Source organism: Sideroxydans sp. (assembly GCF_054604835.1).
Genome location: NZ_JBTSFG010000002.1, coordinates 328,187 through 350,409, shown reverse-complemented (window position 1 = coordinate 350,409; position 22,223 = coordinate 328,187). Strand labels below are relative to the sequence as shown.

Here is a 22,223-nt window from a genome sequence, read left to right as displayed (position 1 = left end):
ATGACGGAAATATAAGGAGCATCATCATGGCCAAAGACCCCAGCAACAAGACCGCAGTCACCCTGGATGGCGCACCCCTCACCCTGTTCGGCAGTTTCCCCGTCGTGGGCCAGCAGGCCCCGGACTTCGCGCTGGTGGACAAGGACCTGAAGGATGTCTCGCTGAAGGACTACACAGGCAAGCGCAAGGTTCTGAATATCGTGCCTAGTCTGGACACCGCCGTGTGCGCCACTTCCACCCGCAAGTTCAACGAGGCCGCAGGCCAGCTCAACAACACCGTGGTACTGGTGATCTCGGCCGACCTGCCGTTCGCGATGAGCCGCTTCTGCGTGGCGGAAGGTTTGGAGAACGTGGTCACGCTGTCGCTGATGCGTGGTCGCGACTTCATGCGCAACTACGGTGTGAAGATCGCCGACACCGCATTGGCCGGATTGACTGCACGCGCGGTGCTGGTACTGGACGACAAGGACAGGATCATCCACGCCGAACTGGTGGACGACATCACGCACGAGCCGAACTACGACGCGGCATTGGCTGTATTGCGTTAAGGGCGGCAGATGTCGGCGGGCATGAACATCCACAAACGCATCATCGGGATCTGCTGGGTGCTGTTCGGCGCGCTGATCCTGTCACTGCTGGCGGTGAATTTCAGCCACACTGATACGCGCATCACTTTCGTTGGCGTACTGGTCGGGCTGACCTATGCTGTTGCTGGTTTCGCTCTGCTCTCAAACTGGCCGCGCTCCTGGCGCATCGGTCTGCCCTGCGCCGCTTTGTCGATATTCTCTTTCCCGGTCGGCACCGCCATCGGTTTCTACTATCTCTGGTACTACTTCCGGCGCGAGAAGACCATCTGACGTGGACGAACTGACCGCACTGCCGCAGAACGCGCTGCTGGAATCCCGTATCGAGATATGCCGCCTGCTGGTGGCGATCTCAAAAGCCCGTCATTCGATCTCCGCCGATGTCGGCAGTCACATCTTCATCACGCACATCCTGCATGTCGATCTGCGCGCAGAACATCTGGTGGTGTCGTTTTGCGCCAACAAGACGCTCAACAACCTCGTGCTGGAATCGGGCCCGCTGCGCTACACCGGCAGCTATATGGATGCGCACATCGCTTTCGACCTAAGTACACCGACCGAAGTGCAGTTCAACGATGCGCCAGCCATCCAGTATCCGCTGCCCCCTTCCGTCGTGCTGTATCACCGCCGCGATTGTCCGCGCGCCGACGTTCCGGCCAACATCTCTTTGCGCTGTATCGCCGACGAGGGCGGTTTCATGCCGTTCGAATCGCGCATCACCGACATCAGCCATGACGGTTTCGGTGCCATCCAGTACGAGGGAGACATCAACCTCGACCCCGGCACACTGCTGAAAGGCTGCCGCATCATGCTGCCCGGCAGCGGCTCCGTGGTCGCGGACCTTGAATTGCGCTACACCCTCATCACGCTGCGGCCCGATGGCAGCGCCGCTCACCGCTCCGGCTTCCGTTTCGTCAGCAAACCCGAGGGGCTTGCCCGGCTCGTGGGTACGTTCATGCAGGATCTGGACAAGCGTAGCGCGTGACGCTGGCTCAGTCGGCCAGCCAGCAGCAGGACAAAGCGGGTATGACGATGGCGTCTTCCACCGGTTCGACACGCATACCACTGCACAACTCGCGCATCGGACCATGCGCGAAGAAACCATAGGGCCGTAGCACTTCCAGTGCCAATGGCTGGGCCTCGTTATTGAAGTTCGCCACCACCAGCACACGGTTGCGCGGCGAGGTCGGGTCGCTGCGCACGAACACCAGCAGATTGGGATTCTCCACCAGCACTTGCTGCCGGTTATCGAAGTCCGAGAAGGCGGCAAGCTCCTTGCGCAGCGCGATCATCTTCTTCAAGCCGGTGAAGATACGGTGCTCCACGGTCCCCGGCTTGCGGCGCAGTTCCGCCTTGACCCAATCGAAACTGGAGCGATGCGCCCATCGCGTATCGTCGCGTCGGGATGGATCGGCCAGATACTCCACGCTATTGAGCATGCCGATACCGTCGCCGTAATACAGCAGCGGGATACCGCCGAATGACAGGATGACGCTGTGCAGCAACAGGATGGTGCGGATGGCTTCGTCTATCGCGCGCTCGTCGCCGGATTCGATGGCGGATTCCAGACCGGCCAGCGAGGCGAGCGAACCGGAGATGCGCGCATCGCCGGTCTTGGCATTCTCGCCGAAAGGCAGGCCGCGCGCGGGCGACCCCTCGAATCGTCCGGTGAAATAATCGATCAGGAAACGGCGATGGCTGTAGGGATCGTAGCCCGCCAGCACGGCGTCCTTATCATCGAAGCCGAGGCCGATGTCATCATGGCAGCGCGCATAGTTGAGCCAGGTCGCGCGCTCCAGTTTGGCGGGCATATGCTGCACACCGAGATTGAGCAGTTTGGCGTTCTTGGTCGCCACCGCATCCCACAGCAGCGCCATCAGGGTCGCGTTGTAGGCGATCTCGCATTCCTTGGCCATGATCGCGTCCTCGCCGAAATACTTGGCGATCTCGCTCGGCGCGACGATAGCCTCGGCGATGAACAGCACGCCGGGCGCGGTGACCTGACAGCAGTCTTTCATCAGTTGCAACAACAGGTGCGCCTCGCGTTCGTTCTGGCAGGTGCTGCCGACCTTCTTCCACAGAAAGGCCACCGCATCCATGCGCAGTATGTCCACGCCCTTGTTAGCCCAGAACAGGATGATGTCGACCATCTCGATGAGCACGGCGGGGTTGCGGTAATTGAGGTCCCACTGGTAGTTGTTGAACACCGTCATCACCCACTTGCCCATCGCCTCGTCCCAGGTGAAGTTACCGGGTGCGGTGTTGGGGAATATCTCCGGCAAGGCTTCTTCGAACGCGTCTGGCATCTCGCGGTCGTCGTACATGTAGTAATAGTCCTGGAACTTCTTGTCGCCCGCGCGCGCCAACTTGGCCCATGCGTGCTCGTTCGAGGTGTGGTTCACCACCACATCCAGCACCAGCAGCATCTCGCGCTTCTTCAGCGTGGCCGCCAGCGCCTCCAGGTCTGCATTCGTGCCGTAGCGCGCATCCACCTTGTGGAAGTCTCGCACCGCATAACCGCCGTCGCTGGCCCCTTCCGGGCAATCGAGGATGGGCATCACGTGCACCATGTTCACACCCAGGTCCTGCAGATAGGGCAGCTTCGCGCGCAGCCCTTTCAGGTCGCCGGCGAAGCGGTCGCAATACAGCGCCATGCCCACCCACTTCTGGCTGAGGAACCAGTTGTAGTCCCGTTCGCGCACCAGGTCCGATTTGCGCAGATGCGGCGCGCGCTCGATATAGCGATGCGCCAGCGTCTCCACCAGACTGACCATCTGCGCTTTGAAATCAGGCCGGTCGCCGTACAGATGATGGAACAGGCTGTGGATGTTGTAGAAGTTCGCGCCGAGGCGGGTATAGAAATGGCGCAGGCGCAGTTTGCCGATCTCCGGATTCAGTTCGACCAGGATCTCGTTCAACATCGCATGTGAGGCTTGTTCGTACATTCTGTCCCGTTCAGTTGGTGTCCAGCAGCCAGGCTTCGATCTCCGGCCAATGATACGCCGCACCTTCGATGATGCCCGCGCTGTAATTGCCGTTCATGCCGAGGAATCCGCCTTGCGCCGTGCACAGCGATGCTTTGTGGATATGCTTCACTTGTTGCTTCAATTCTGGCGAGGCATTGGCGACCAGCACCGCCGGCACATCGCTCTTCAAAACATCAAGATCGTTGCCACTGTCGCCCGCGAACACGGTATCGAGCCTGCCGTATCCCTGCTGTTGCATCAGGAATTCGATGGCGTGCAATTTGTTGGCGGACGCCGGCAACACATCCAGCAGGCCGACATGCGCGGCCTCGTCGACGCTCCAGATCAGATTGGCTTTGACGCCGTGCTCGGCCAGCAAGCGTTGCATCTGCGCTTGCAATGCGACAGTATCCGCCGTCAGATCGACATAGAAACTCAACTTGTGCAGGTTCTGCTTGGAGGGCTCCTGCAAGCGCAGATCTCCGAACACCTGCAGCAACTGCGCCAATCCTTCGCGCGACAGTTCGCCCCAGTCGGGTGCGATCCGCTCATCCCATTCATCCCGCCGACGCCAGCCCCCCGCTTCGACCTGATACAGCGTCGAGCCCACATCGGCGATGACGAAATCCGGCTCCGGCAGATCGTAGTCCGCGATGGCTTGTTCGATCAGTTCGCGATGCCGCCCGCTCACATAGGCCAACTGCACATCGTCGCGCTGCACCAGACGCTGAAATGTCTCGCGCGCCCCCGGCGATTCTGGCTGGGCGCCGTTGGGGATCAGCGTCCGGTCAAGGTCGGTGCACAACAGATGACGGCTCATGCGCCGCTCCTTCCATTGGCAAAGAAGTCATAGTGCGCGATAGCCTCCAGCACACCAGCGGCATGCTGCTGCCGTGTCTGGTAGATGCTGTCGATGGCCGCGACGTCGGCCAGCTCATCCAGATGGCGATTGCTCACCACCGCCCCCAGTGTGTTGCCCATCAGCATGTCGGTGTCGGCGGCGGTCGCGCCGCATACCAGCGTGTTCTCCAGCGCGAAGCCGAGCTGCTCCGCGCACCAGCGCATGGCCAGCCCCTTGGAAGCGCGCACCGGCACCACATCGAGGAACTGGCCGAAGGAGAACACCGCATTCACGGTCTGCTCGTTGCGCAGCAGGGTCTGTCGGACTTCATGCGGGCTCGCCAGTGCGTGGTCCACGTAGTAGCTGATCTTGAACGGGTTCTGGTGCATCTTAGGTTGCAGGGTCAGTCCCGGCACTTCGGCCAAAACATCGCGTACCTCCTGCGGGTTCCAGCGGTGATTGATATGGCGCACCCAGCTCTCGGAGCGCGTCAAAGCCGGGGCATAGTGGATCTCCGTACCCTGCCCGGTGATCAGCACATCCGGCTTGGGGATGTTGTATTCGCGCAGTCTGGCCAATGCGTCATCCAGACGGCGGCCGGTGGCGATGCCGAAGATGGTCGTCTTGCGATTCGCCTGCATGAGCTGCAGGAATTCACCCAGCGCCTCATCATTCCCGATCAGGTTCAGATCGATACTGGTGAAGATCGCGCGATTGCGGAACACACCCGCACGGCGGATGCCGGTGATAGGTGCCACCGGCTCGGACTTCTCCACCAGTGGGCGGATCACCTGCAGGTATTTGTCCACGTGCGCCTGCCAGGAATAATGGCGCGTCACGCCTTCGATGCCGTTCTTCGCCAGACGACGCCAGGCGCGCCGATCGCTCAAGGTTTCGAGCAGTGTCTGTGCCATCGCGGTCCTGTCCAGCGGATTGATCAGGTAGCCGTTGCCGCAGTTGCCGATGATGTCAATGGGGCCACCGTCCTCGGTCGCCACGATGGGCAGGCCGCAGGCGGCGGCTTCGATCAATGTCAGCCCGAACGGTTCGGTCAGTGCGGGATTGACGAACACGCCGCGCGTCGCGGCTGCCAAGCGATACATCACGGCCACCTCTTCCTGCGCGTGATGTTTGGGGTAGGCGACTTTGCCGTACAGATCATATTTGTCGATCGCGAGCAGGATGCTGTTGAGCACGCCCGCCGAGGTGTCTTCCATCTCATGGATATCTTCGCGGTTGCCTGCCACGATCACCAAGTTGGCGATCTCCTGCAATGCTGGCGACTGCCCATAGGCTTCGATCAAAGCCACGATGTTCTTACGCGGATCGGGTCGCGACAAGGCAAGGATGATTGGTTTGTTGGGTTCTTTCAAAAAGCGTTTGAGTTGCAGTGCGATGGCACTTTGTTTCTCATCACCCTGCGGCGGATAGAACTGTTTCAGATCGGTGCCGGGCGGCACCACGCGCATGCGTGCCGGTTGGTAGAAATCATACAGACCGTATTGCTGCTCGACTTCCTGCTGCGTGCTGGTGATCACGCGCTCGGCCACACCCAGCGTGTCTTCCTCCGCTTCGATGCGGCGCGTGATGTGATAGGTACTCTCGATCTCGCTGCGCTTGACGCCACTGGCCAGCAGTTGCTTGCGCTTGCTGCGACCCAGCGAATGACCGGTGAACACCAGCGGGATACCGAGCTGGTGCGACAAGCGCGAACCGACGTAACCCGCGTCGGCATAGTGACCATGGATCACATCCGGTAAGCGAGACTGTGCTTTAAGAAAGACCAAAGCGTTGTCGGAAAAGCACTCCAGCGTGTCCCACAACATCTCTTTGCGCAGATACACCGGCTCGCCACAATCTATGCGCACGATGTGTGCCTTATCCGAAAGCGCCTCGACCGGCTCGGCATAATCCGCGCTGACATGTTCGTCAGGCACGCGACGTGTCAGCAGGACCACTCGCTCCACGTCCTTTCGTTCGCCCAAGGCGCGCGCCAACTCCACCACATATTTGGTCTGGCCGCCGGTATCGGCATCACGCCCCAGTTCCAGATCGTGCCCGCGGATCAAACCGTGCACGCTGACCAGCACGATAAAGAGCGGGGGGCGGTTCATGATCGCCACGCTTTCAGGAAGGGCGCGTAGAAATCCGCCTGCTCTGGGATGGCACCGCGCAGGGTGCAGATCGCCGCCGCGAACTCATGGGCGCGGGCCAGCGTCTGTTCCGCCGGCCAGCCCTGCAGCTGGCCCATTATGAACACCGCGGAGAAGCCGTCACCGGCCCCGACCGTGTCCACCACCGCTACGGGCTCACCTTTCGGCATCATGCTCACTTCGCCCCCCTCTCGCTGCACCAGCCAGGCCCCTTCGGCCCCGCAGGTCACCAACACCTGGCCGATATCGAAGGTCTGCATGAAGGCACGGGCATATCCAGCCAGCGTATCGCCCGGCAAGGCGAACATTTCGGCCAGCAGGGTCATCTCTTCGTTGTTCAGCTTGACCATGTCCGCGCGATACAGCGAATTCCGCAACACCAGCGCGTCGTACCAGGGGGCGCGCAGGTTCACATCGAAGAAGGTCGGCACGCTGGTGTTGTTCAGCACCATCTTCAATGCGCTTCTGGACACCGCGTGGCGCTGTGCCAGCGTGCCAAAATAGACCAGCTCGGGATGGATGGACAACGCGACCATGCGCGCGACCGAGGCGTGGATATGGTCGTAGGCTTGTTCCGGCAGGATCTCGAAGCGATGCGAAGCGCCCTCAAAATGGACCTTCACCTGCCCGGTCGGATAGCTCTGGTCGCACTGCACACCCATCGTCTCCATGCCGCAGGCAGCCATCGCCTCCAGCAATTCGGCGCGCAGTGCGTCGTTGCCGGTACGGGTGATGAGAACGGGATTGAGGCCGAAAGCTTTGAGGTGTCTGGCGACGTTGAACGGCGCGCCACCGAGGACGCTACGGTCCGGAAAGACATCGGCGAGGACCTCGCCGAACAGCGCAACGGTAGCTCCACTGCGCCGAGAAGATAGGGTGGAATCGGGAATTGTGCGTGTCTGGTCTGCTGTTTCTTTCATCGGCCTGTTGGTACATGCCGCCACATTGGCTCCGCGACGAACTAATTGGTGAGTGATGCCGGCATTATACCGGAGTTTGCCCGTGCATTAGCGCAATTGCGGTCTACTCTGTTAATTGCTCCGTCAATCCCCTGCATCTGTCGTCATCGCGCCAAGGTTTGAAGGCGCAGTCCGCTCTGTGATATAAACGCGGCCCCACCCTAATTCGAGAAACACGATGCCGCGTGCATCGATGCTTCCATCCAATCGCACAGGAGCAGCCACCGTGACCGACACCCGACAGACCCATATTCCCATCTATTCGGCTGACAAGCCGCAGTTTCGCTCTTATAACCTGAACAACTTCCGCGACATCCCGCAGATCGCCAGGCTGACCGAACAGCAACAACTGGATATCGAGATCGTCGGCAATGTGCTGCCGTTCAAGGTGAACAACTATGTGGCCGACCAGTTGATCGACTGGGAGCAAGTGCCCAACGATCCCATCTACGCGCTAACCTTCCCGCAGCGCGACATGCTGAGCGCGGAGCATTACGATGAGATGGCCACGCTGCTCGCGCGCGGCGCGGACAAGGCGGAGATCAGGGAAGTCGCCAACCGCATCCGCATGCAGCTCAATCCGCACCCGGCCGGACAGGCCGACCACAACGTGCCCGAGATGGACGGCGAGCGCCTGCACGGCATGCAGCACAAATACCGTCAGACCATCCTGTTCTTCCCCAGCCAGGGGCAGACCTGCCACGCCTATTGCACCTTCTGTTTCCGCTGGCCGCAGTTCGTCGGCATGACCGACATCAAGTTCGCCAGCCGAGAGGTGGAGAAACTGGTGGAGTACGTAAAGCGCAACCCACAGATCACCGACATCCTGTTCACCGGCGGCGATCCGATGATCATGTCGGCGAAGAACCTCGCCGCCTATATCGAACCGCTGCTGTCTGCCGATCTGCCTAATCTGGTCAACATCCGCATCGGCACCAAGGTGCTGGGCTACTGGCCGCACAAGTTCGTAGACGACGAGGACACACCGGAGATGCTGGCGCTGTTCCGCAAGGTAACCGACAGCGGCAAGCAACTGGCCTTGATGGCGCATTTCAACCACCCGCGCGAACTGGAGAACGACACCGTGCGCCATGCCATCCGCAACCTGCGCGAGGCCAACGTGATGATCCGCACCCAGTCGCCAGTGATGCGCCACATCAACGACGATCCGGCGCTGTGGGCACGCATGTGGGAGACGCAAGTCAAGCTTGGCTGCGTACCGTATTACATGTTCCTCGCACGCGACACCGGCGCACAGCATTACTTCTCGGTGCCGCTGGTGCGCGCCTGGCAGATCTTCCGCGAGGCGTATCAGCAGGTGTCGGGGCTGGCGCGCACGGTGCGCGGCCCCAGCATGTCGGCCAACCCGGGCAAGATCCAGATGCTGGGCGTAGCCGAGGCGGGCGGACAAAAAGTGATGGTGATGCGCTTCCTACAAGGGCGCGACCCGGACTGGGTGCAGCGCCCTTTCTTCGCGGAATACAACGAGACTGCCACCTGGATCGACGAACTCAAGCCCGCCTTCGGGGAAGGGAAGTTCTTCTTCGAGGAAGAGCTGGAACAGCTGTTCCACGAGCATAACGACACCAGCACGGCAGACGATTTCGAGTAAGGTTTTCGCCTGTCATCGCGGTAATGCAGCTTATTCCGGCTCGCACTCCTGCTTGAATATCTCCAGATTCGAAGTACGGGGCGCGACCAGCGGCACAGGCACCCAAAAGCGCGCGCCGCAACGAATCGTCTCGATGCAGCGCGTCTTCGGGATCGGATCGTCTTTGACGAAGGGGCGAGTCAGACAGGCTTGATATTGCGCATGGCAAGCCTGCCCTTCCGCCAAACCATACTGCATCAGCACGACATGTTCGATGAATCTGCAACGATCCGTTCTTGCTTGCGACGTATCGGCCAACAACAACCCCAGCATGATGAACACGATCCGCATGCCGCGCGACCAGTTATTCGTCCGGTTGCTGCAGGATGCGCAGCGCGGGCGCCTTGCCCTGCTTGTCCTGACCGGCGTAGAGGGTGAGATGCGGATAGGGAATCTCGATACCGTGCTTGTCGAAGGATTTTTTCAGCCAAACCAGAAAATTGCGCCGCACAGCCCATTGCTCCAGCGCCTCAGTCTTGAATCTGCAGCGCACGACCACGGCGGAATCCGCCCAGTTCTGCACCCCCTGGATCTCAAGATCCTCCAGTATCTTGGGGCCGAACTCGGGATCCTGCCGGAACGCGGCGGCCGTCTCGCGCGTGACCTGATAGACCTCATCCAGATCCTCGCGGTAGGCGACACCGAACTCGATCAGCGCATAGGCATAGCCGCGCGATTTGTTGGTCAGGACGGTGATCTGACCGTTGGGGATGTAATGCACGTTGCCTTCGATGTCGCGCAGCGCCACGAAGCGCAGCGTGATGTCTTCCACGATACCGGTCTTGCCGGAGATCTCGACCGCATCGCCCTGACGGATCTGGTTCTCTAGCAACAGGAATATCCCGTTGAAATAGTCCTGGATCAGGCTCTTCGCCGCAAAACCGACCGCGATACCGACCACACCAGCCGCGCCCAGGATGGGCGCGATGGAGACGCCCAGCTCGCTCAACACCAGCATGCCAGCCACCAGCCAGATGAGCACCGTGAAGCCATAACGGAATACGCGTGCCAGCGTCTCGTACCGGCGGCCATCCTCGGCCGATACGATGTGGGTATGCATATAACCGCGGAACACGCGGATCAACTTGCGACTCAGTATGATCAGGAACCATGCGATGACCAGGATGAGCAACACCCGCAGGATGTCCTTGGGGATGTGCAGGCTGTCGATGATCGATGAGATTTCCATGCCAGGCTCCGGCTCTGTGATGAGTGCTTGATTCTAGCGCATGCCGCACGATTAGCTGTCATGATGGCTCGGGTATAATCACCCCCCATTCAATGCAGGAGCATTCATGTCCACCACCGTACTCGTCATCGGCCTGATGGTGTTCTTTGCGCACTTTTTGTCGCTGCAATTCTCGCGCACCAACATCCCCGACGTGCTGGTGCTGATGCTGATCGGCATATTGCTCGGGCCTGTGCTGGGTATCGTGTCGCCCGACGACTTCGGCAAGATCGGCTCTTTGCTGGCCACCATCGCGCTTGTGGTGATCCTGTTCGAGAGCGGCACCTCGCTCAACCTCGATGTGCTGGGACAGTCCATCGGCACCACCGGCTTCCTGTCCATCGCCTGCTTTGTGCTGACCACGGCAGTGGTCTCGGTGGTCGGTATGTCCATGCTTGACTTGAATCTCATGTCCTCGCTGTTGCTGGGTCTCACCCTGGGCGGCACTTCGTCCGCCGTGGTGATCCCGATGGTGAGCGCGTTGAAACTGTCCGAGAAGCCTTCCACCGTGCTGGTGCTGGAATCCGCGCTGACCGACGTGCTGTGTATCGTGGGCGTGTTCGCCATGCTGCAGATCATGACGCAGGGTGATGTGGCGGCCGGCAAGGTGGTGGGTGGCGTGATGGCGGCGCTGGTGTTCGCCGCCGTGTTCGGCGTGGTGGGCGGCATAGGCTGGCTGCTGGTGCTGGGCAAGGTGCGCGACTTCCCCAACACCATCTCGTCCACCCTGGCCTATGTGTTCATCGTGTACGGCGCGACCGAGGCACTGGGCTTCTCCGGCGCCATCGCCGCGCTGGCACTGGGCATCACACTGACCAACTTCCAGAAGTTCGGCCTGCACCGCATCCCCAATCTGGACAAGAACATCGAGCCTCTGAACGAGGTCGACCTCATCTTTTATCGCGAGGCGGTGTTCCTGTTGAAGACCTACTTCTTCGTGTATCTGGGTATCTCCATCCACTTCGGCGCGATCGGCCCAGCCACGGTCGCCATCGTGATGGTGTTGCTGGTGTATGTGCTGCGCCTGCTGCTCACGCGCGTGGTGTTCCGCGACCCGACCTATACCCTGCGCGACACCGCTGTCACTTCCATGATGGCACCCAAAGGTCTGGCAGCGGCGGTACTGGCCTCACTGCCTTTGCAATACGGCATCGCAGGCGGGGAAACGATACGCGACACCACTTACATGGTGGTGCTGTTCAGCATCTCGCTCACGGCGGTGCTGGTAATGGCCTACCCCGCTCCCGCCGTACGCAATCTTTATTCCCGCCTGTTGGGCAAGCCGCCGGGTGACACCATGAAAGTACCCGCCTTCGTCCCGCCGCCCGAATCCTGAGCAGGCATCGACACCGACCGGCATGCGCCGCACGGCGCTGCCATGAACTTATTTCTGGAAATCACGCATGATCATCACACTCCTGACGATAGCCACGATCCTGTTCCTCGCCCTGCAACTGGAAGAAAAAATGCGCGTGCCGTCGCCGCTGGGTTTGATCCTGCTTTCCTTCGTCGCCCACTATGCGTTCAGCCAGGTGCCGGTTCTGACCGGTGACACCGAACACTTCGCCCTGCTGGTCATCTTCCTGCTGCCGGTGCTGCTGATCTCCGACTCGCTGGAACTCAAGGTCGCCGACTTGAAAGAGCATGCCTGGAGCCTGCTGCATCTGGCGGTGGTCTCCATCATCCTGTCGGTACTGACCGCGCTGGCCATCTCGGACTGGCTGTTTGGCGAATATCAACTGTCAACTGCCGCCGTGATCGTGCTGTTCGCCATGGTGCTGGCGACCGATCCGGTGTCTGTGGTGAGCATCTTCTCCAAGTTCGAACTGCCACATCGCCTGAAGATCCTGGCCGAAGGCGAGAGCCTGCTGAATGACGCGACGGCGCTGATCGCTTTCGTGTTCGTCGGTCTTTATGCACTGGGCGGCAATGAGATCACGGCCGGTTATGTACTGGGCATCAGCGCGGAAGTGATCCTGGGCTCGGTTGCGGTCGGCATGCTGGTCGGTTTCCTCGGCCTGATGCTGATGAAATCCACACACAACCGCTTCGCCGAGATGATGGTGCTGATCCTCGCCGGTTACGGCGCTTTCGAGATCGCCGAACATTTCTATGTGTTCCTCAACCTGCTGGGTGGCCATTCGCATCTGCATCTTTCCGGCATCCTGGCTGTGATCTTCGCCGTGATCACTGTCAACCACGTGATGATGCAGGCGGTCGACGAGGAAGCACGCAGCATCGAGGCTGACGAAGCCACCTTGCAACGCGAAGCCATGAGCCACAACGCCTCCGCCGGTCTGATCGGCAACACGCTGGGCCGCCTGCGCGCCACGCTCGCCGAACGCGACCGCCATCTGCGCACCAAGGAAGACATCCAGCTGCTGGCGCTGGTCGCCAACACCATCCTGTTCATCGCCATGGCGGAGATGATCGACCTGAAGCTGCTATGGCAATACAGGACCGAGATTCTGGTGATGTTCATCGCCACCACGGTGATACGCGGCGCGATGATGGGCCTGTTCGCCGCCATCGCCAACCGCACCGCAAAGATGGTCGACATCAGCCTGCGCTGGTGGAGCGTGCTCACCTTCGCGGGCATCAAGGGTGGCTTGTCCATCGTGATGATCACCATGATCCCAGCCGACTTCCCGCACCTTGAGATGTTCAAGGCGGTGGTCATCGGCGTTATCATGCTGTCCACTTTCCTCTATTCCGGCGCGCTGCTGCTCATCATCGGACGCAACAAGGAAGTCTTCCGTAGCGAGAAGCTAGCCGAGGAAGCCCACCACTAAATCAGAGAGCGACAAGTCCATGATCGAGACCTTCCATGATCTGACCGCGCACCCGATGGCCGGCAAACTGCTGGGGCTGTTGCTGAGTCTGCTGTTCATCCTGCTGCTGGTGCGCTTCGCGCAGATGCTCGCCACCAACAACATCCTCAACAAAGACTTGCGTTACAAGACGCGCAAAGCGCTCAGCCTGTCCGGCTATGTGCTGGGGCTGCTGGCCGCCATCGCCATCTTCAGCAACCAGCTGTCCAACCTGCCGGTGCTGATAGGTCTGCTTGGCGTCGGTATCGGCTTCGCCTTACGCGAACTGATCCAGAGCCTCTTCGGCTGGCTGGTGGTCACCTTCGGCAACCTGTACAAGCCGGGCGACCGCATCAAGCTGGGCGGCATCATGGGCGATGTGATGGACATCGGCCCGCTCACCACCACCGTGATGGAATGCGGCGACTGGGTGAAGTCCGACCTGTACAACGGCCGCGTGGTGTATCTGCCCAACAACATCGTGCTGCGCGAACAGGTGCAGAACTACAGCGTGGATTTCCCTTTCCTTTGGGACGAGATCGTGGTGCCGGTGCGCACCGATTGCGACCACCGGCTCGCGCGCAGCATCCTGCTCAACGTGGGCAAACGCGAGCAGGCCGACACCATGGCGGCCGCCCAGGAATACTGGTCCAACTTCATGCTGCACCATCGCGCCGAGGACGCGCGACTGGACGTGGTCGTGACCATGAGTTTCGATGCCAACTGGATAGAGTTCACGCTGCGCTATCTGGTGGATTACAGCCGCCGCCGCACCACCAAGGACCGCCTGTTCACCGCCATCCTCGACGAGATCGAGAAGAGCGCAGGCCGCGTGAAGATCGCCGCGCCGGTGATGCAACTGACCGAACTGCCCGAAGTCCGTCTGCGCCCCGCGCAGGCGGAATGAAACCCTTCAACACACTGTACCGCCCATGAGATCGTATCTGTTTGTTTGTCTGCCACTGCTACTCACCGTCACCGCCCTGCACGCCGAACCCCTCATCGCCGACCGCCCCGGTTTCAGCACCGGCACCTACACGGTCAGCCCCGGCCACTACAACATCGAACTCGGCTTGCAGGCCGAGTCGGGCAGCCGCAGCTTCCCCCTGAGCAATGTGCGCATCGGCCTGACGCCGGTCGCCGAACTCGACCTGCAATGGGGCGGCTGGAACTTCGCCAACGGCGCCACGACTGTGGGCGACCTGACACTGGGCGGCAAATATCGCCTGCTCGATTCCGATACGCTGGACCTGTCGCTGCTGGGTCTGCTCGCGCTGCCCAGCAGCAACGGAAATCCCGAAGGTAGCCGCGCGGCACCGCTGGCAGCGTTGTTGTGGAGCCATGCAACGACCGGGCTGTTCGGCATGTTCCAGCTCGCCAGTAACAACCCCGGCAGCTTGCAGACCGATTTGCAAACCGCAATCGGCGCGTCGTTCTCACACAGCGAACAACTCGGCAGTTACCTCGAACTGTACGCCGACCATCCGCTGAACCACGCCGGCGAAGACAGCTACATGCTGGATGGCGGCTTCGCCTGGCTGCTCGACGAGCGCACCCAACTCGACCTGCATCTCGGCCTGGATGTGAACAACAATGCCGCCGACTTCATCGGCTTTGGATTCGCGCGCAGCTATTGACCCGATATCTCACCATCACGACGTCGCATGTCGTCTGCGACGTTTTTTTATTTTGAAACTGGAACACACGCATGGACATCAAGGATCTCACCGAAGCCAAGACCAACATACTGAGCGGCCTCACCGTCGCGCTCGCGCTGGTACCCGAAGCCATCGCCTTCGCGTTGGTGGCACAGGTGCATCCGCTGGTCGGCCTGTATGCCGCCTTCATGGTCGGCCTCATCACCTCGCTCATCGGCGGCCGCCCTGGCATGATCTCTGGTGCGACCGGTGCGCTGGCAGTGGTGATGGTGGCGCTGGTGGTCACGCACGGCGTGGAATACCTGTTCGCCACCGTGGTGCTGATGGGCGTGTTACAGATCGGCTTCGGGCTGGGCAAGCTCGGCAAGTTCATCCGCATGGTGCCGCATCCGGTGATGCTGGGCTTCGTCAATGGCTTGGCCATCGTCATCTTCCTGGCGCAGATGAGCCACTTCAAAACGCCCGACGGCGACTGGATGCAAGGCGCGCCGCTGTACACCATGCTGGGTCTGATCGCGCTGACCATGGCCATCATCTATATCCTGCCGCGCTTCACCAAAGTGTTGCCCTCCACACTGGCCGCCATCGTCGCTACCTCGGCGCTGGTGATCTTCGCCGGCATCGACACCAAGACCGTGGGCGACATGGCTTCCATCGCCGGTGGCCTGCCGACATTCCACCTGCCCGAAGTGCCGCTGAACTGGGAGACGCTGCAGATCATCTTCCCCTACAGCGTGATCCTCGCCGCCATCGGCCTGATCGAATCGCTGCTGACGCTGAACCTGATCGACACCATGACCGACACGCGCGGCAAGCCCAACCGCGCCAGCATCGGGCAAGGCGTGGCCAACGTGGTCACCGGCTTCTTCGGCGGCATGGGCGGCTGCGCCATGATCGGCCAAAGCATGATCAACGTCACCAACGGCGCGGTGAAGAACCTGTCCGGCATCACCGCCGCACTGTTCCTGCTGAGCTTCATTTTGTTCGCATCGGAGTGGATCGAGATGATCCCGCTGGCCGCCTTGATCGGCCTGATGTTCGTGGTGTCGGAAAAGACCTTCGAGTGGGGCAGCTTCAACCTGTTCGGCAAAGTGCCGCGCACCGACATCGTGGTCGGCATCACCGTTGCCGTGGTGACCGTGCTGACCGACCTCGCCATCGCGGTCATCGTCGGTATCATCATCTCGGCGCTGGCCTTCGCCTGGGAGCACGCCAAGAGTATGGAGGTGCGCGTCACCACCGAGGAACACGGCTGGAAGGTGTACGACCTGCACGGCTCACTGTTCTTCGCCTCATCGCAGAGCTTCCTCAACCTGTTCACGCCGAAGGACGACCCGGAGGAAGTGGTGATCGATTTCAGGAACGCGCGCGTCAAGGATCATTCCGGTCTGGAAGCCATCGACCAACTAGCCGATCGCTACACCCAGCTCGGCAAGAAGTTGCACCTGCGCCATCTGAGTCCGGACTGTCTGGAGTTGCTCGACAAAGCCAAGGGCATGATCGAAGTGAACGTGCTGGAAGACCCGCACTACCACCCGGCCGACAACCGCCTGGGATGAGCGTCCTGCACAACGCGGCGGCAGGCCAACACAAGGCCGCTGGCGTTGCACGCACTGCCCGATTCCGGCTGTTCCACCCCCGAAGTCCGGTAACATAAACCCATGCATACCGCCTTGCCCGCCCTCGTCGCCCTGGCCTTCTGCGCCGCCCCGCTACCGTTGCTCCTGCAACGCTACGGGCGCGGTTATGCCGCGCTGGCAAGTGCGCTGGTGATGGCGTCCTGTCTGGCCCTGCTGGCCCCGCTGGTGATGCCGGTGATGGGCGGTGCCACCCTGCTGACCAGCTTCGCCTGGCTGCCTGAGTGGGGCCTGACACTATCCTTGCGTCTCGACGGCCTCGGCCTGATGTTCAGCCTGCTGATCCTCGGCATCGGTCTGCTGGTCACGCTGTACGCCTACTACTATCTGGACGGGCACGACAAACTGGGGCGTTTCTACACGCTGCTGCTGCTGTTCATGGCGTCGATGCTGGGCGTGGTGCTGTCGGAGAACCTGCTGTTGCTGGTGGTGTTCTGGGAACTGACCAGCCTCGCTTCCTTCTTGCTCATCTCCTACAAACAAGAGAGCTACGAATCGCGACTGTCCGGGCGCATCGCGCTAGCGGTCACCGGCGGCGGCGGACTGGCGCTGTTCGCTGGCGTGCTGCTGCTGGGACACATCACAGGAAGTTACGAACTGTCGGTGGTGCTGGCGGCGGGCGAACAGATACGCGCGCATGCACTGTACGCACCCATGCTGATCCTCGTGCTGCTCGGCGTGTTCACCAAGTCGGCGCAATTCCCTTTCCATTTCTGGCTGCCGATGGCGATGGCCGCGCCCACACCGGTGTCGGCTTATCTGCATTCGGCCACCATGGTGAAGGCTGGCGTGTTCCTGCTGGCGCGTCTTTATCCGGCACTGGCCGGCAGTGAGCTGTGGTTCTGGCTGGTCAGCGGCACCGGCGCGATCACGCTGCTGTATGCCGCCTACCTCGCTTTCTACCGCTACGACTTCAAGGGCCTGCTGGCCTATTCCACCATCAGCCATCTCGGGCTGATCACGCTGCTGTTCGGCTTGGACACGCCGCTGTCGGTGGTGGCGGCCGTGTTCCACATCATCAACCACGCCATCTTCAAAGCCTCCCTGTTCATGGCGGCCGGCATCGTCGACCACGAGTGCGGCACACGCGACATGCGCCGCGTCAACGGCCTGTTCAAGTTCATGCCCATCACCGCCACGCTGGCCATCGTCGCCGCCGGTTCGATGGCAGGCGTACCGCTGCTCAACGGCTTCCTCAGCAAGGAGATGTTCTTCGCCGAGACCGTCGGCCACCCGGTGTTCGACGAGATGAGCTGGCTGCTGCCCGCCTTCGCTACGCTCGCCGGCATCCTCGCGGTGGCCTATTCGTCGCGCTTCATCCACGACGTGTTCTTCAACGGCGACCCGGTCAACTTGCCGCGCAAGCCGCACGAACCGCCGCGATGGATGCGTGCGCCGGTGGAGGTGCTGGTGGCGATGTGTCTGCTGGTCGGCATCTTCCCGCAGTGGAGCATCGCCCCGATACTCCATGCGTCCGCCGGTGCGGTGCTGCAACAGCCGCTGCCTGAATTCCATCTGGCGGTGTGGCACGGCTTCAACGCGCCGTTCATGATGAGTCTGCTCGCGCTGGCTGGCGGCATCGCGCTGTATGCCATGCGCCATCGGCTGTACGCACTGTATGAACGCCTGCCTTCCATCCACGCCAGCATCATGTTCGAGCGCGGTTACGAGAAGATGGTGGCGGCTGCGCGGTCACTGGTCGCCTGGATGGACAACGGCTCGTTGCAACGTTACCTCGCGCTGTTCATCTCCTTTGTGCTGGCGCTGGGCGGCTGGGCCTGGTGGACCGCGTCCGCCGCCGCGCTGCCTGTCGTCACCCAAGCCCCCGATGCCGCCAGCCTCGTCGCGCTGGGCATGCTGGCCGTGGCAGCGACCGGCGTGGTGCGACTGCACCATCACCGCCTCACGGCCGTAGTATTCACCAGCGTGATCGGCCTGATCGTGGCGCTGACCTTCGTGCGCTTCTCCGCGCCCGATCTGGCCCTCACCCAGCTTTCGGTCGAAGTGGTCACCATCGTGCTGATGCTGCTGGCGCTGTATTACCTGCCGCCCACCACACCCGCCGAGGACAGCATGCCGCGCATCATGCGCGATGCGCTGCTGGCGCTCGGCGCCGGTGTCGGACTGGGCGCGGCGACTTGGGCAATGCTGACTGCACCGTTCGACACCATCTCCGCTTTCTATCTGGCGCAGTCGGTGCCGGGCGGGGGCGGCAGCAATGTCGTGAACGTGATTCTGGTGGACTTCCGCGGCTTCGACACGCTGGGCGAGATCACCGTGCTAGCGATGGTTGGATTGGCCGCGCATGCGCTGCTCGACCAGCTGGTGCTCAAGCAGCCCATTCTCGACGGCGACGGTCGCGCATGGGCGAGCGAACGCCACCCGCTGTTCCTGCAGATGCTGATGCGTCCGCTGTTGCCGCTGGCGCTGATGGTGTCGGTGTACATCTTCCTGCGCGGCCACAACCTGCCGGGCGGCGGCTTCGTGGCGGGACTGGTGACCGGCGTCGCGCTGATCCTGCAATACCTCGCCAGCGGTATCGGTTTCGCCAGCGCGCGCCTGCCGCAGCGGCTGCCCTTGTTCCTCGCGGCCGGCCTTGCGTGCGCTGGCGGCATCGGTGCGGCAGCGTGGGCTTTCGGCTACCCCTTCCTCACCACCACGCACGGCCACATCGCCCTGCCGCTGATCGGCGACATCGAACTGGCCTCGGCCATGGTGTTCGACCTCGGCGTGTATCTGGTGGTGGTCAGCGTGGTGCTGATGGTGCTGGCGGAACTGGGCAAACTGTCCGTGAACCATGAGGTGGCGCGCTGATGGAAGCGATCCTCGCCATCGCCATCGGCCTGCTCACCGCCTGCGGCGTGTTCCTGCTGCTGCGTGCGCGCACCTTCCCGCTCATCCTCGGGCTGACACTGCTGTCCTACGCGGTGAACCTGTTCCTGTTCGCCAGCGGCAGGCTGCGCATGGACGCGCCGCCGCTGATCCGCGACGGTGCGAGTTACACCGACCCATTACCGCAGGCGCTGGTATTGACCGCCATCGTGATCGGCTTCGGCATGACCGCGTATCTGGTGATGCTGGCGCTGCGCGCCTTGAGTGTGTCGGGCGACGACCATGTGGATGCGAAGGAAAAGCGATGACCCAGCATGCCGCCATCCTGCCCATCCTGATACCGTTCCTTGCGGCCTTGCTGCAACTGGCAGTGAAGGGCTACGGCATCGCCGTGCAGCGCACCATCGGCCTCGTCGGCGCAGTGCTCGGTGTAGCGGCCGCGCTGTGGCTGGTATTGCTGGCCGATGATGGCATGGTGCGGGTGTATGCGCTGGGCGACTGGGTCGCGCCGTTCGGCATCGTGCTGGCGGTGGATCGGCTGGCCGCCATCATGGTACTGCTCACCGCCTCGCTGGCAGCCAGCGCGCTGTTGTATGCCAGCGCCGGATTCGACGAACGCGGCCGACATTTCCATCCGCTGTTCCAGTTGCAGGTGTTCGGTCTGCAGGGCGCCTTCCTGACCGGCGACCTGTTCAACCTGTTCGTGTTCTTCGAGGTGATGCTGCTCGCGTCCTATGTGTTGCTGGCGCATGGCGGCGGGCTGGCGCGCACCCGCGCGGGCCTAGCTTACGTGGTGCTGAATCTGGCCGGGTCGGCGCTGTTCCTGATCGCACTGGGCATGTTGTACGGCACGCTGGGCACGCTGAATCTGGCCGATGTTGCTTTGCGTCTACAAGCACCGGGGCTAGACGTCGCGCCGGCGCGACTCGCCTGCATGCTGCTGATCGCTGTGTTCGCACTGAAGGCCGCACTTTTGCCGCTGTCGTTCTGGCTACCGCATGCCTATGCCGCCGCCGGTGCGCCGGTCGCCGCCCTGTTCGTCATCATGACCAAGGTCGGCATCGTGAGCATCCTGCGCGTGCAGGCCATCGCCTTCGCGCCTGCCGCCGCCACGGCCGACCTGCTGGACGGCTGGCTGTTGCCGCTGGCGCTGGCGACGGTGCTGTTCGCAGCCATCGGCGCACTGGCAGCGATGCGCCTGCGCGACCTCACCGCATGGCTGGTGCTGGCTTCCGCCGGCACGCTGCTGGTCGTACCCGTCTTCCCGCAGGCAGATGTCAGCGCCGCCGCGCTGTATTACCTGGTGCAATCCACCTTCGTCGCGGCCGCGCTGTTCCTCATTGCAGAGTTGGTCACCGTGCGGCGCGGAGATGTCGCCGATGCCTTCCAGCCCGGCCCGCGCCTGCACACCCCATGGCTGGGATTGGCCTTCCTGCTGGCTGCTGCCTCGGCGGTCGGTCTGCCGCCGTTCGCGGGTTTCCTTGGCAAGCTGATGTTGCTGAGCGCGCTGCGCGACAGCGGCAGCGCCATAGCGATTTGGTCGGTGTTCTTGTTTGCCGGTCTGCTGCTGATGCTGGCGCTGGCAAAGGGTGGCGGCCGACTGTTCTGGGAACGCAGCCCCAAACATCCGCACGGCAACACACACCCCTTCTGCTGGCGCCGCAGCCTGGCTGTCGCGCTGCTGGTGTCACCCGCACTGCTGCTCGCCTTGTTCGCGCGTCCGGTTTCGGACTATGCCGCACGCGCCGCCGCGCAGTTGCACGACCCGCAGACTTATGTCGCCGGCGTGCTGGGCGGACACGCCATTGAACGGGAGACACGACCATGATGCGCCGCCTGCTCCCGCGCCCGGCGTTGTCACTCACCTTGTTCCTGCTGTGGGCAGCGCTGAGCAATGCCGCCTCGGCCGGTACGCTGTTGCTTGGTGCGCTGCTGGCCCTGCTGCTGCCGCACATCGTGTCGCCTTTCTGGCCGGATGCACCGCGCATCAAACATCCGGGCGTGGCGCTGAGCTTCGCCGCACGTATCGCTTGGGACATGCTGCTCGCCAACTGGGCAGTGGCGCGGCGCGTGGTCGGGCCGGTGACGGCATTGCATCCCGCCTTCGTCGAAGTGCCGCTGGACCTGCGCGACCCGTTCGCCGCCACGGTGCTGGGCAGCATCGTGTCGCTGACGCCGGGCACGGTGTCCATCGACGTGGACCGCGAACGCTGGGTGTTGCAGGTGCATGCGCTGGATGCGCCCGATCCGGCTGCATTGATCCGGCAGATCAAGCAGCACTATGAGAAACCGATCAGGGAGATCTTCGCATGCTGAACTTCGCCATCGAGGCCGGCTTCGTGCTCATCGGTCTGGCCATGCTGCTCAACCTGTGGCGGCTGCTGAAAGGCCCCGACATCACCGACCGCATCCTCGCGCTCGACACGCTCAACATCAACGCCATCGCGCTGCTGGTGCTCTACGGCATTCGCGAGGCGAGCAGTGCCTATTTTGAGGGCGCGCTGCTCTTGGCGGCGATGGGATTCGTCGCCACCGTGGCACTGTGCAAATATCTATTGCGCGGAGACATCATAGAATGAACCCTTACATCGAATTCGTTGTCGCAGCACTGATCCTGCTCGGCGCGCTGTTCGCGCTACTGGGCTCGATAGGCTTGGCGCGGCTGCCGGATTTCTTCACCCGCTTGCACGGACCGACCAAGGCGACCACGCTGGGCGTGGGCGCGATGGTGCTGGCATCCGCCGTGTATTTCACCGCCACCCGTGACGGCGTCAGCCTGCACGAGATCGCGGTGATGGTTTTCCTGTTCATCACCGCGCCGGTGTCGGCGCACCTGCTGGCCAAAGCGGCCCTGCACCGGCAAGCGGCCAAGGACGGCATGGATGTCGATGGAACAGAATAATG

21 protein-coding genes are annotated in these 22,223 nt (G+C 62.0%); 15 read left to right on the top strand and 6 right to left on the bottom strand.

All coding sequences use genetic code 11. The features are described from left to right. Positions 1–26 precede the first annotated feature (26 nt). From tpx to ACYCZ5_RS05010, 3 genes are read left to right on the top strand one after another with little or no spacing between them, the layout of a single operon-like run. The gene (gene tpx, locus ACYCZ5_RS05020) at positions 27–548 is read left to right on the top strand and encodes a thiol peroxidase (protein ID WP_461543687.1); all 522 of its coding nucleotides are present in this window, start codon (positions 27–29) and stop codon (positions 546–548) included. Between the two features lie 21 nt (positions 549–569). Beyond that, positions 570–857 carry a hypothetical protein gene (locus tag ACYCZ5_RS05015; protein WP_461543686.1) on the top strand — a complete coding sequence of 96 codons (288 nt, stop codon included), beginning with the start codon at positions 570–572 and terminating at the stop codon, positions 855–857. A 1-nt stretch (position 858) separates the two neighbouring features. After that, complete coding sequence (locus ACYCZ5_RS05010; RefSeq protein WP_461543685.1) at positions 859–1,569, top strand: flagellar brake protein; 711 nt, start codon at positions 859–861, stop codon at positions 1,567–1,569. Between the two features lie 7 nt (positions 1,570–1,576). On the opposite strand, the gene ACYCZ5_RS05005 is transcribed toward ACYCZ5_RS05010, so the two are convergent. Genes ACYCZ5_RS05005 through ACYCZ5_RS04990 form a run of 4 tightly spaced genes read right to left on the bottom strand, consistent with a single transcriptional unit; the run spans position 1,577 to position 7,464 of the window. Continuing rightward, positions 1,577–3,529: an amylosucrase gene (locus ACYCZ5_RS05005; RefSeq protein ID WP_461543684.1), complete on the bottom strand. Its 1,953-nt coding sequence runs from the start codon at positions 3,527–3,529 to the stop codon at positions 1,577–1,579. 10 nt (positions 3,530–3,539) lie between these two features. Next, positions 3,540–4,370 carry an HAD-IIB family hydrolase gene (locus ACYCZ5_RS05000; RefSeq protein WP_461543683.1) on the bottom strand — a complete coding sequence of 277 codons (831 nt, stop codon included), beginning with the start codon at positions 4,368–4,370 and terminating at the stop codon, positions 3,540–3,542. Further along, positions 4,367–6,505: an HAD family hydrolase gene (locus ACYCZ5_RS04995; protein WP_461543682.1), complete on the bottom strand. Its 2,139-nt coding sequence runs from the start codon at positions 6,503–6,505 to the stop codon at positions 4,367–4,369. Before ACYCZ5_RS04995 ends, ACYCZ5_RS05000 begins: the two co-directional genes overlap by 4 nt. Then, positions 6,502–7,464, bottom strand: coding sequence for a carbohydrate kinase family protein (locus ACYCZ5_RS04990; RefSeq protein ID WP_461543680.1), 963 nt, complete (start codon positions 7,462–7,464; stop codon positions 6,502–6,504). The genes ACYCZ5_RS04995 and ACYCZ5_RS04990 overlap by 4 nt, the downstream gene beginning before the upstream one ends. A 265-nt stretch (positions 7,465–7,729) precedes the next feature. Between ACYCZ5_RS04990 and ACYCZ5_RS04985 the strand changes: the two genes are divergently transcribed. Further along, positions 7,730–9,115, top strand: a complete 1,386-nt coding sequence (locus ACYCZ5_RS04985) for a KamA family radical SAM protein (protein ID WP_461543679.1) — start codon at positions 7,730–7,732, stop codon at positions 9,113–9,115. 30 nt (positions 9,116–9,145) lie between these two features. Here ACYCZ5_RS04985 and ACYCZ5_RS04980 read toward each other — a convergent pair whose 3' ends face one another. Both ACYCZ5_RS04980 and ACYCZ5_RS04975 read right to left on the bottom strand, forming a co-directional pair. Beyond that, entirely contained in the window at positions 9,146–9,445 is a 300-nt protein-coding gene (locus ACYCZ5_RS04980; RefSeq protein WP_461543678.1) for a hypothetical protein, read from the bottom strand. Positions 9,446–9,458: 13 nt separating this feature from the next. Then, complete coding sequence (locus tag ACYCZ5_RS04975; protein ID WP_461543677.1) at positions 9,459–10,343, bottom strand: mechanosensitive ion channel family protein; 885 nt, start codon at positions 10,341–10,343, stop codon at positions 9,459–9,461. A gap of 106 nt (positions 10,344–10,449) precedes the next feature. Here ACYCZ5_RS04975 and ACYCZ5_RS04970 point away from each other — a divergent pair, with 106 nt between their 5' ends. From ACYCZ5_RS04970 to ACYCZ5_RS04920, 11 genes are all read left to right on the top strand, one after another. Continuing rightward, positions 10,450–11,718 carry a cation:proton antiporter domain-containing protein gene (locus tag ACYCZ5_RS04970; RefSeq protein ID WP_461543676.1) on the top strand — a complete coding sequence of 423 codons (1,269 nt, stop codon included), beginning with the start codon at positions 10,450–10,452 and terminating at the stop codon, positions 11,716–11,718. Positions 11,719–11,785: 67 nt separating this feature from the next. Further along, a complete protein-coding gene (locus tag ACYCZ5_RS04965) occupies positions 11,786–13,174 on the top strand; it encodes a cation:proton antiporter (RefSeq protein WP_461543674.1) in 1,389 nt (462 codons plus the stop codon). A 19-nt stretch (positions 13,175–13,193) separates the two neighbouring features. Continuing rightward, positions 13,194–14,099, top strand: coding sequence for a mechanosensitive ion channel family protein (locus ACYCZ5_RS04960; protein ID WP_461543673.1), 906 nt, complete (start codon positions 13,194–13,196; stop codon positions 14,097–14,099). A gap of 25 nt (positions 14,100–14,124) precedes the next feature. Further along, positions 14,125–14,829, top strand: a complete 705-nt coding sequence (locus ACYCZ5_RS04955; protein WP_461543671.1) for a transporter — start codon at positions 14,125–14,127, stop codon at positions 14,827–14,829. Positions 14,830–14,900: 71 nt separating this feature from the next. Further along, positions 14,901–16,409 (top strand): SulP family inorganic anion transporter, encoded by a 1,509-nt coding sequence (locus tag ACYCZ5_RS04950; RefSeq protein WP_461543670.1) that lies wholly within the window; start codon positions 14,901–14,903, stop codon positions 16,407–16,409. A gap of 102 nt (positions 16,410–16,511) precedes the next feature. Next, a complete protein-coding gene (locus ACYCZ5_RS04945) occupies positions 16,512–19,301 on the top strand; it encodes a monovalent cation/H+ antiporter subunit A (protein WP_461543669.1) in 2,790 nt (929 codons plus the stop codon). After that, positions 19,301–19,627: a Na+/H+ antiporter subunit C gene (locus ACYCZ5_RS04940; protein WP_461543668.1), complete on the top strand. Its 327-nt coding sequence runs from the start codon at positions 19,301–19,303 to the stop codon at positions 19,625–19,627. The genes ACYCZ5_RS04945 and ACYCZ5_RS04940 overlap by 1 nt, the downstream gene beginning before the upstream one ends. Next, positions 19,624–21,147, top strand: coding sequence for a monovalent cation/H+ antiporter subunit D (locus tag ACYCZ5_RS04935; RefSeq protein ID WP_461543667.1), 1,524 nt, complete (start codon positions 19,624–19,626; stop codon positions 21,145–21,147). The genes ACYCZ5_RS04940 and ACYCZ5_RS04935 overlap by 4 nt, the downstream gene beginning before the upstream one ends. Then, positions 21,144–21,635 carry a Na+/H+ antiporter subunit E gene (locus tag ACYCZ5_RS04930; RefSeq protein ID WP_461543666.1) on the top strand — a complete coding sequence of 164 codons (492 nt, stop codon included), beginning with the start codon at positions 21,144–21,146 and terminating at the stop codon, positions 21,633–21,635. Before ACYCZ5_RS04935 ends, ACYCZ5_RS04930 begins: the two co-directional genes overlap by 4 nt. Then, positions 21,629–21,898 carry a K+/H+ antiporter subunit F gene (locus tag ACYCZ5_RS04925; protein WP_461543665.1) on the top strand — a complete coding sequence of 90 codons (270 nt, stop codon included), beginning with the start codon at positions 21,629–21,631 and terminating at the stop codon, positions 21,896–21,898. The genes ACYCZ5_RS04930 and ACYCZ5_RS04925 overlap by 7 nt, the downstream gene beginning before the upstream one ends. Beyond that, entirely contained in the window at positions 21,895–22,221 is a 327-nt protein-coding gene (locus tag ACYCZ5_RS04920; protein WP_461543664.1) for a Na+/H+ antiporter subunit G, read from the top strand. Before ACYCZ5_RS04925 ends, ACYCZ5_RS04920 begins: the two co-directional genes overlap by 4 nt. Positions 22,222–22,223: the final 2 nt, after the last annotated feature.

Excerpts from the sequence above, each read along its gene's own strand:
- tpx (WP_461543687.1), top strand. The coding sequence starts at position 27 with ATGGCCAAAGACCCCAGCAACAAGACCGCAGTCACCCTGGATGGCGCA.
- ACYCZ5_RS05015 (WP_461543686.1), top strand. The coding sequence starts at position 570 with ATGAACATCCACAAACGCATCATCGGGATCTGCTGGGTGCTGTTCGGC.
- ACYCZ5_RS05005 (WP_461543684.1), bottom strand. The coding sequence starts at position 3,529 with ATGTACGAACAAGCCTCACATGCGATGTTGAACGAGATCCTGGTCGAA.
- ACYCZ5_RS05000 (WP_461543683.1), bottom strand. The coding sequence starts at position 4,370 with ATGAGCCGTCATCTGTTGTGCACCGACCTTGACCGGACGCTGATCCCC.
- ACYCZ5_RS04995 (WP_461543682.1), bottom strand. The coding sequence starts at position 6,505 with ATGAACCGCCCCCCGCTCTTTATCGTGCTGGTCAGCGTGCACGGTTTG.
- ACYCZ5_RS04990 (WP_461543680.1), bottom strand. The coding sequence starts at position 7,464 with ATGAAAGAAACAGCAGACCAGACACGCACAATTCCCGATTCCACCCTA.
- ACYCZ5_RS04980 (WP_461543678.1), bottom strand. The coding sequence starts at position 9,445 with ATGCGGATCGTGTTCATCATGCTGGGGTTGTTGTTGGCCGATACGTCG.
- ACYCZ5_RS04975 (WP_461543677.1), bottom strand. The coding sequence starts at position 10,343 with ATGGAAATCTCATCGATCATCGACAGCCTGCACATCCCCAAGGACATC.
- ACYCZ5_RS04970 (WP_461543676.1), top strand. The coding sequence starts at position 10,450 with ATGTCCACCACCGTACTCGTCATCGGCCTGATGGTGTTCTTTGCGCAC.
- ACYCZ5_RS04965 (WP_461543674.1), top strand. The coding sequence starts at position 11,786 with ATGATCATCACACTCCTGACGATAGCCACGATCCTGTTCCTCGCCCTG.
- ACYCZ5_RS04960 (WP_461543673.1), top strand. The coding sequence starts at position 13,194 with ATGATCGAGACCTTCCATGATCTGACCGCGCACCCGATGGCCGGCAAA.
- ACYCZ5_RS04955 (WP_461543671.1), top strand. The coding sequence starts at position 14,125 with ATGAGATCGTATCTGTTTGTTTGTCTGCCACTGCTACTCACCGTCACC.
- ACYCZ5_RS04950 (WP_461543670.1), top strand. The coding sequence starts at position 14,901 with ATGGACATCAAGGATCTCACCGAAGCCAAGACCAACATACTGAGCGGC.
- ACYCZ5_RS04945 (WP_461543669.1), top strand. The coding sequence starts at position 16,512 with ATGCATACCGCCTTGCCCGCCCTCGTCGCCCTGGCCTTCTGCGCCGCC.
- ACYCZ5_RS04940 (WP_461543668.1), top strand. The coding sequence starts at position 19,301 with ATGGAAGCGATCCTCGCCATCGCCATCGGCCTGCTCACCGCCTGCGGC.
- ACYCZ5_RS04935 (WP_461543667.1), top strand. The coding sequence starts at position 19,624 with ATGACCCAGCATGCCGCCATCCTGCCCATCCTGATACCGTTCCTTGCG.
- ACYCZ5_RS04930 (WP_461543666.1), top strand. The coding sequence starts at position 21,144 with ATGATGCGCCGCCTGCTCCCGCGCCCGGCGTTGTCACTCACCTTGTTC.
- ACYCZ5_RS04925 (WP_461543665.1), top strand. The coding sequence starts at position 21,629 with ATGCTGAACTTCGCCATCGAGGCCGGCTTCGTGCTCATCGGTCTGGCC.
- ACYCZ5_RS04920 (WP_461543664.1), top strand. The coding sequence starts at position 21,895 with ATGAACCCTTACATCGAATTCGTTGTCGCAGCACTGATCCTGCTCGGC.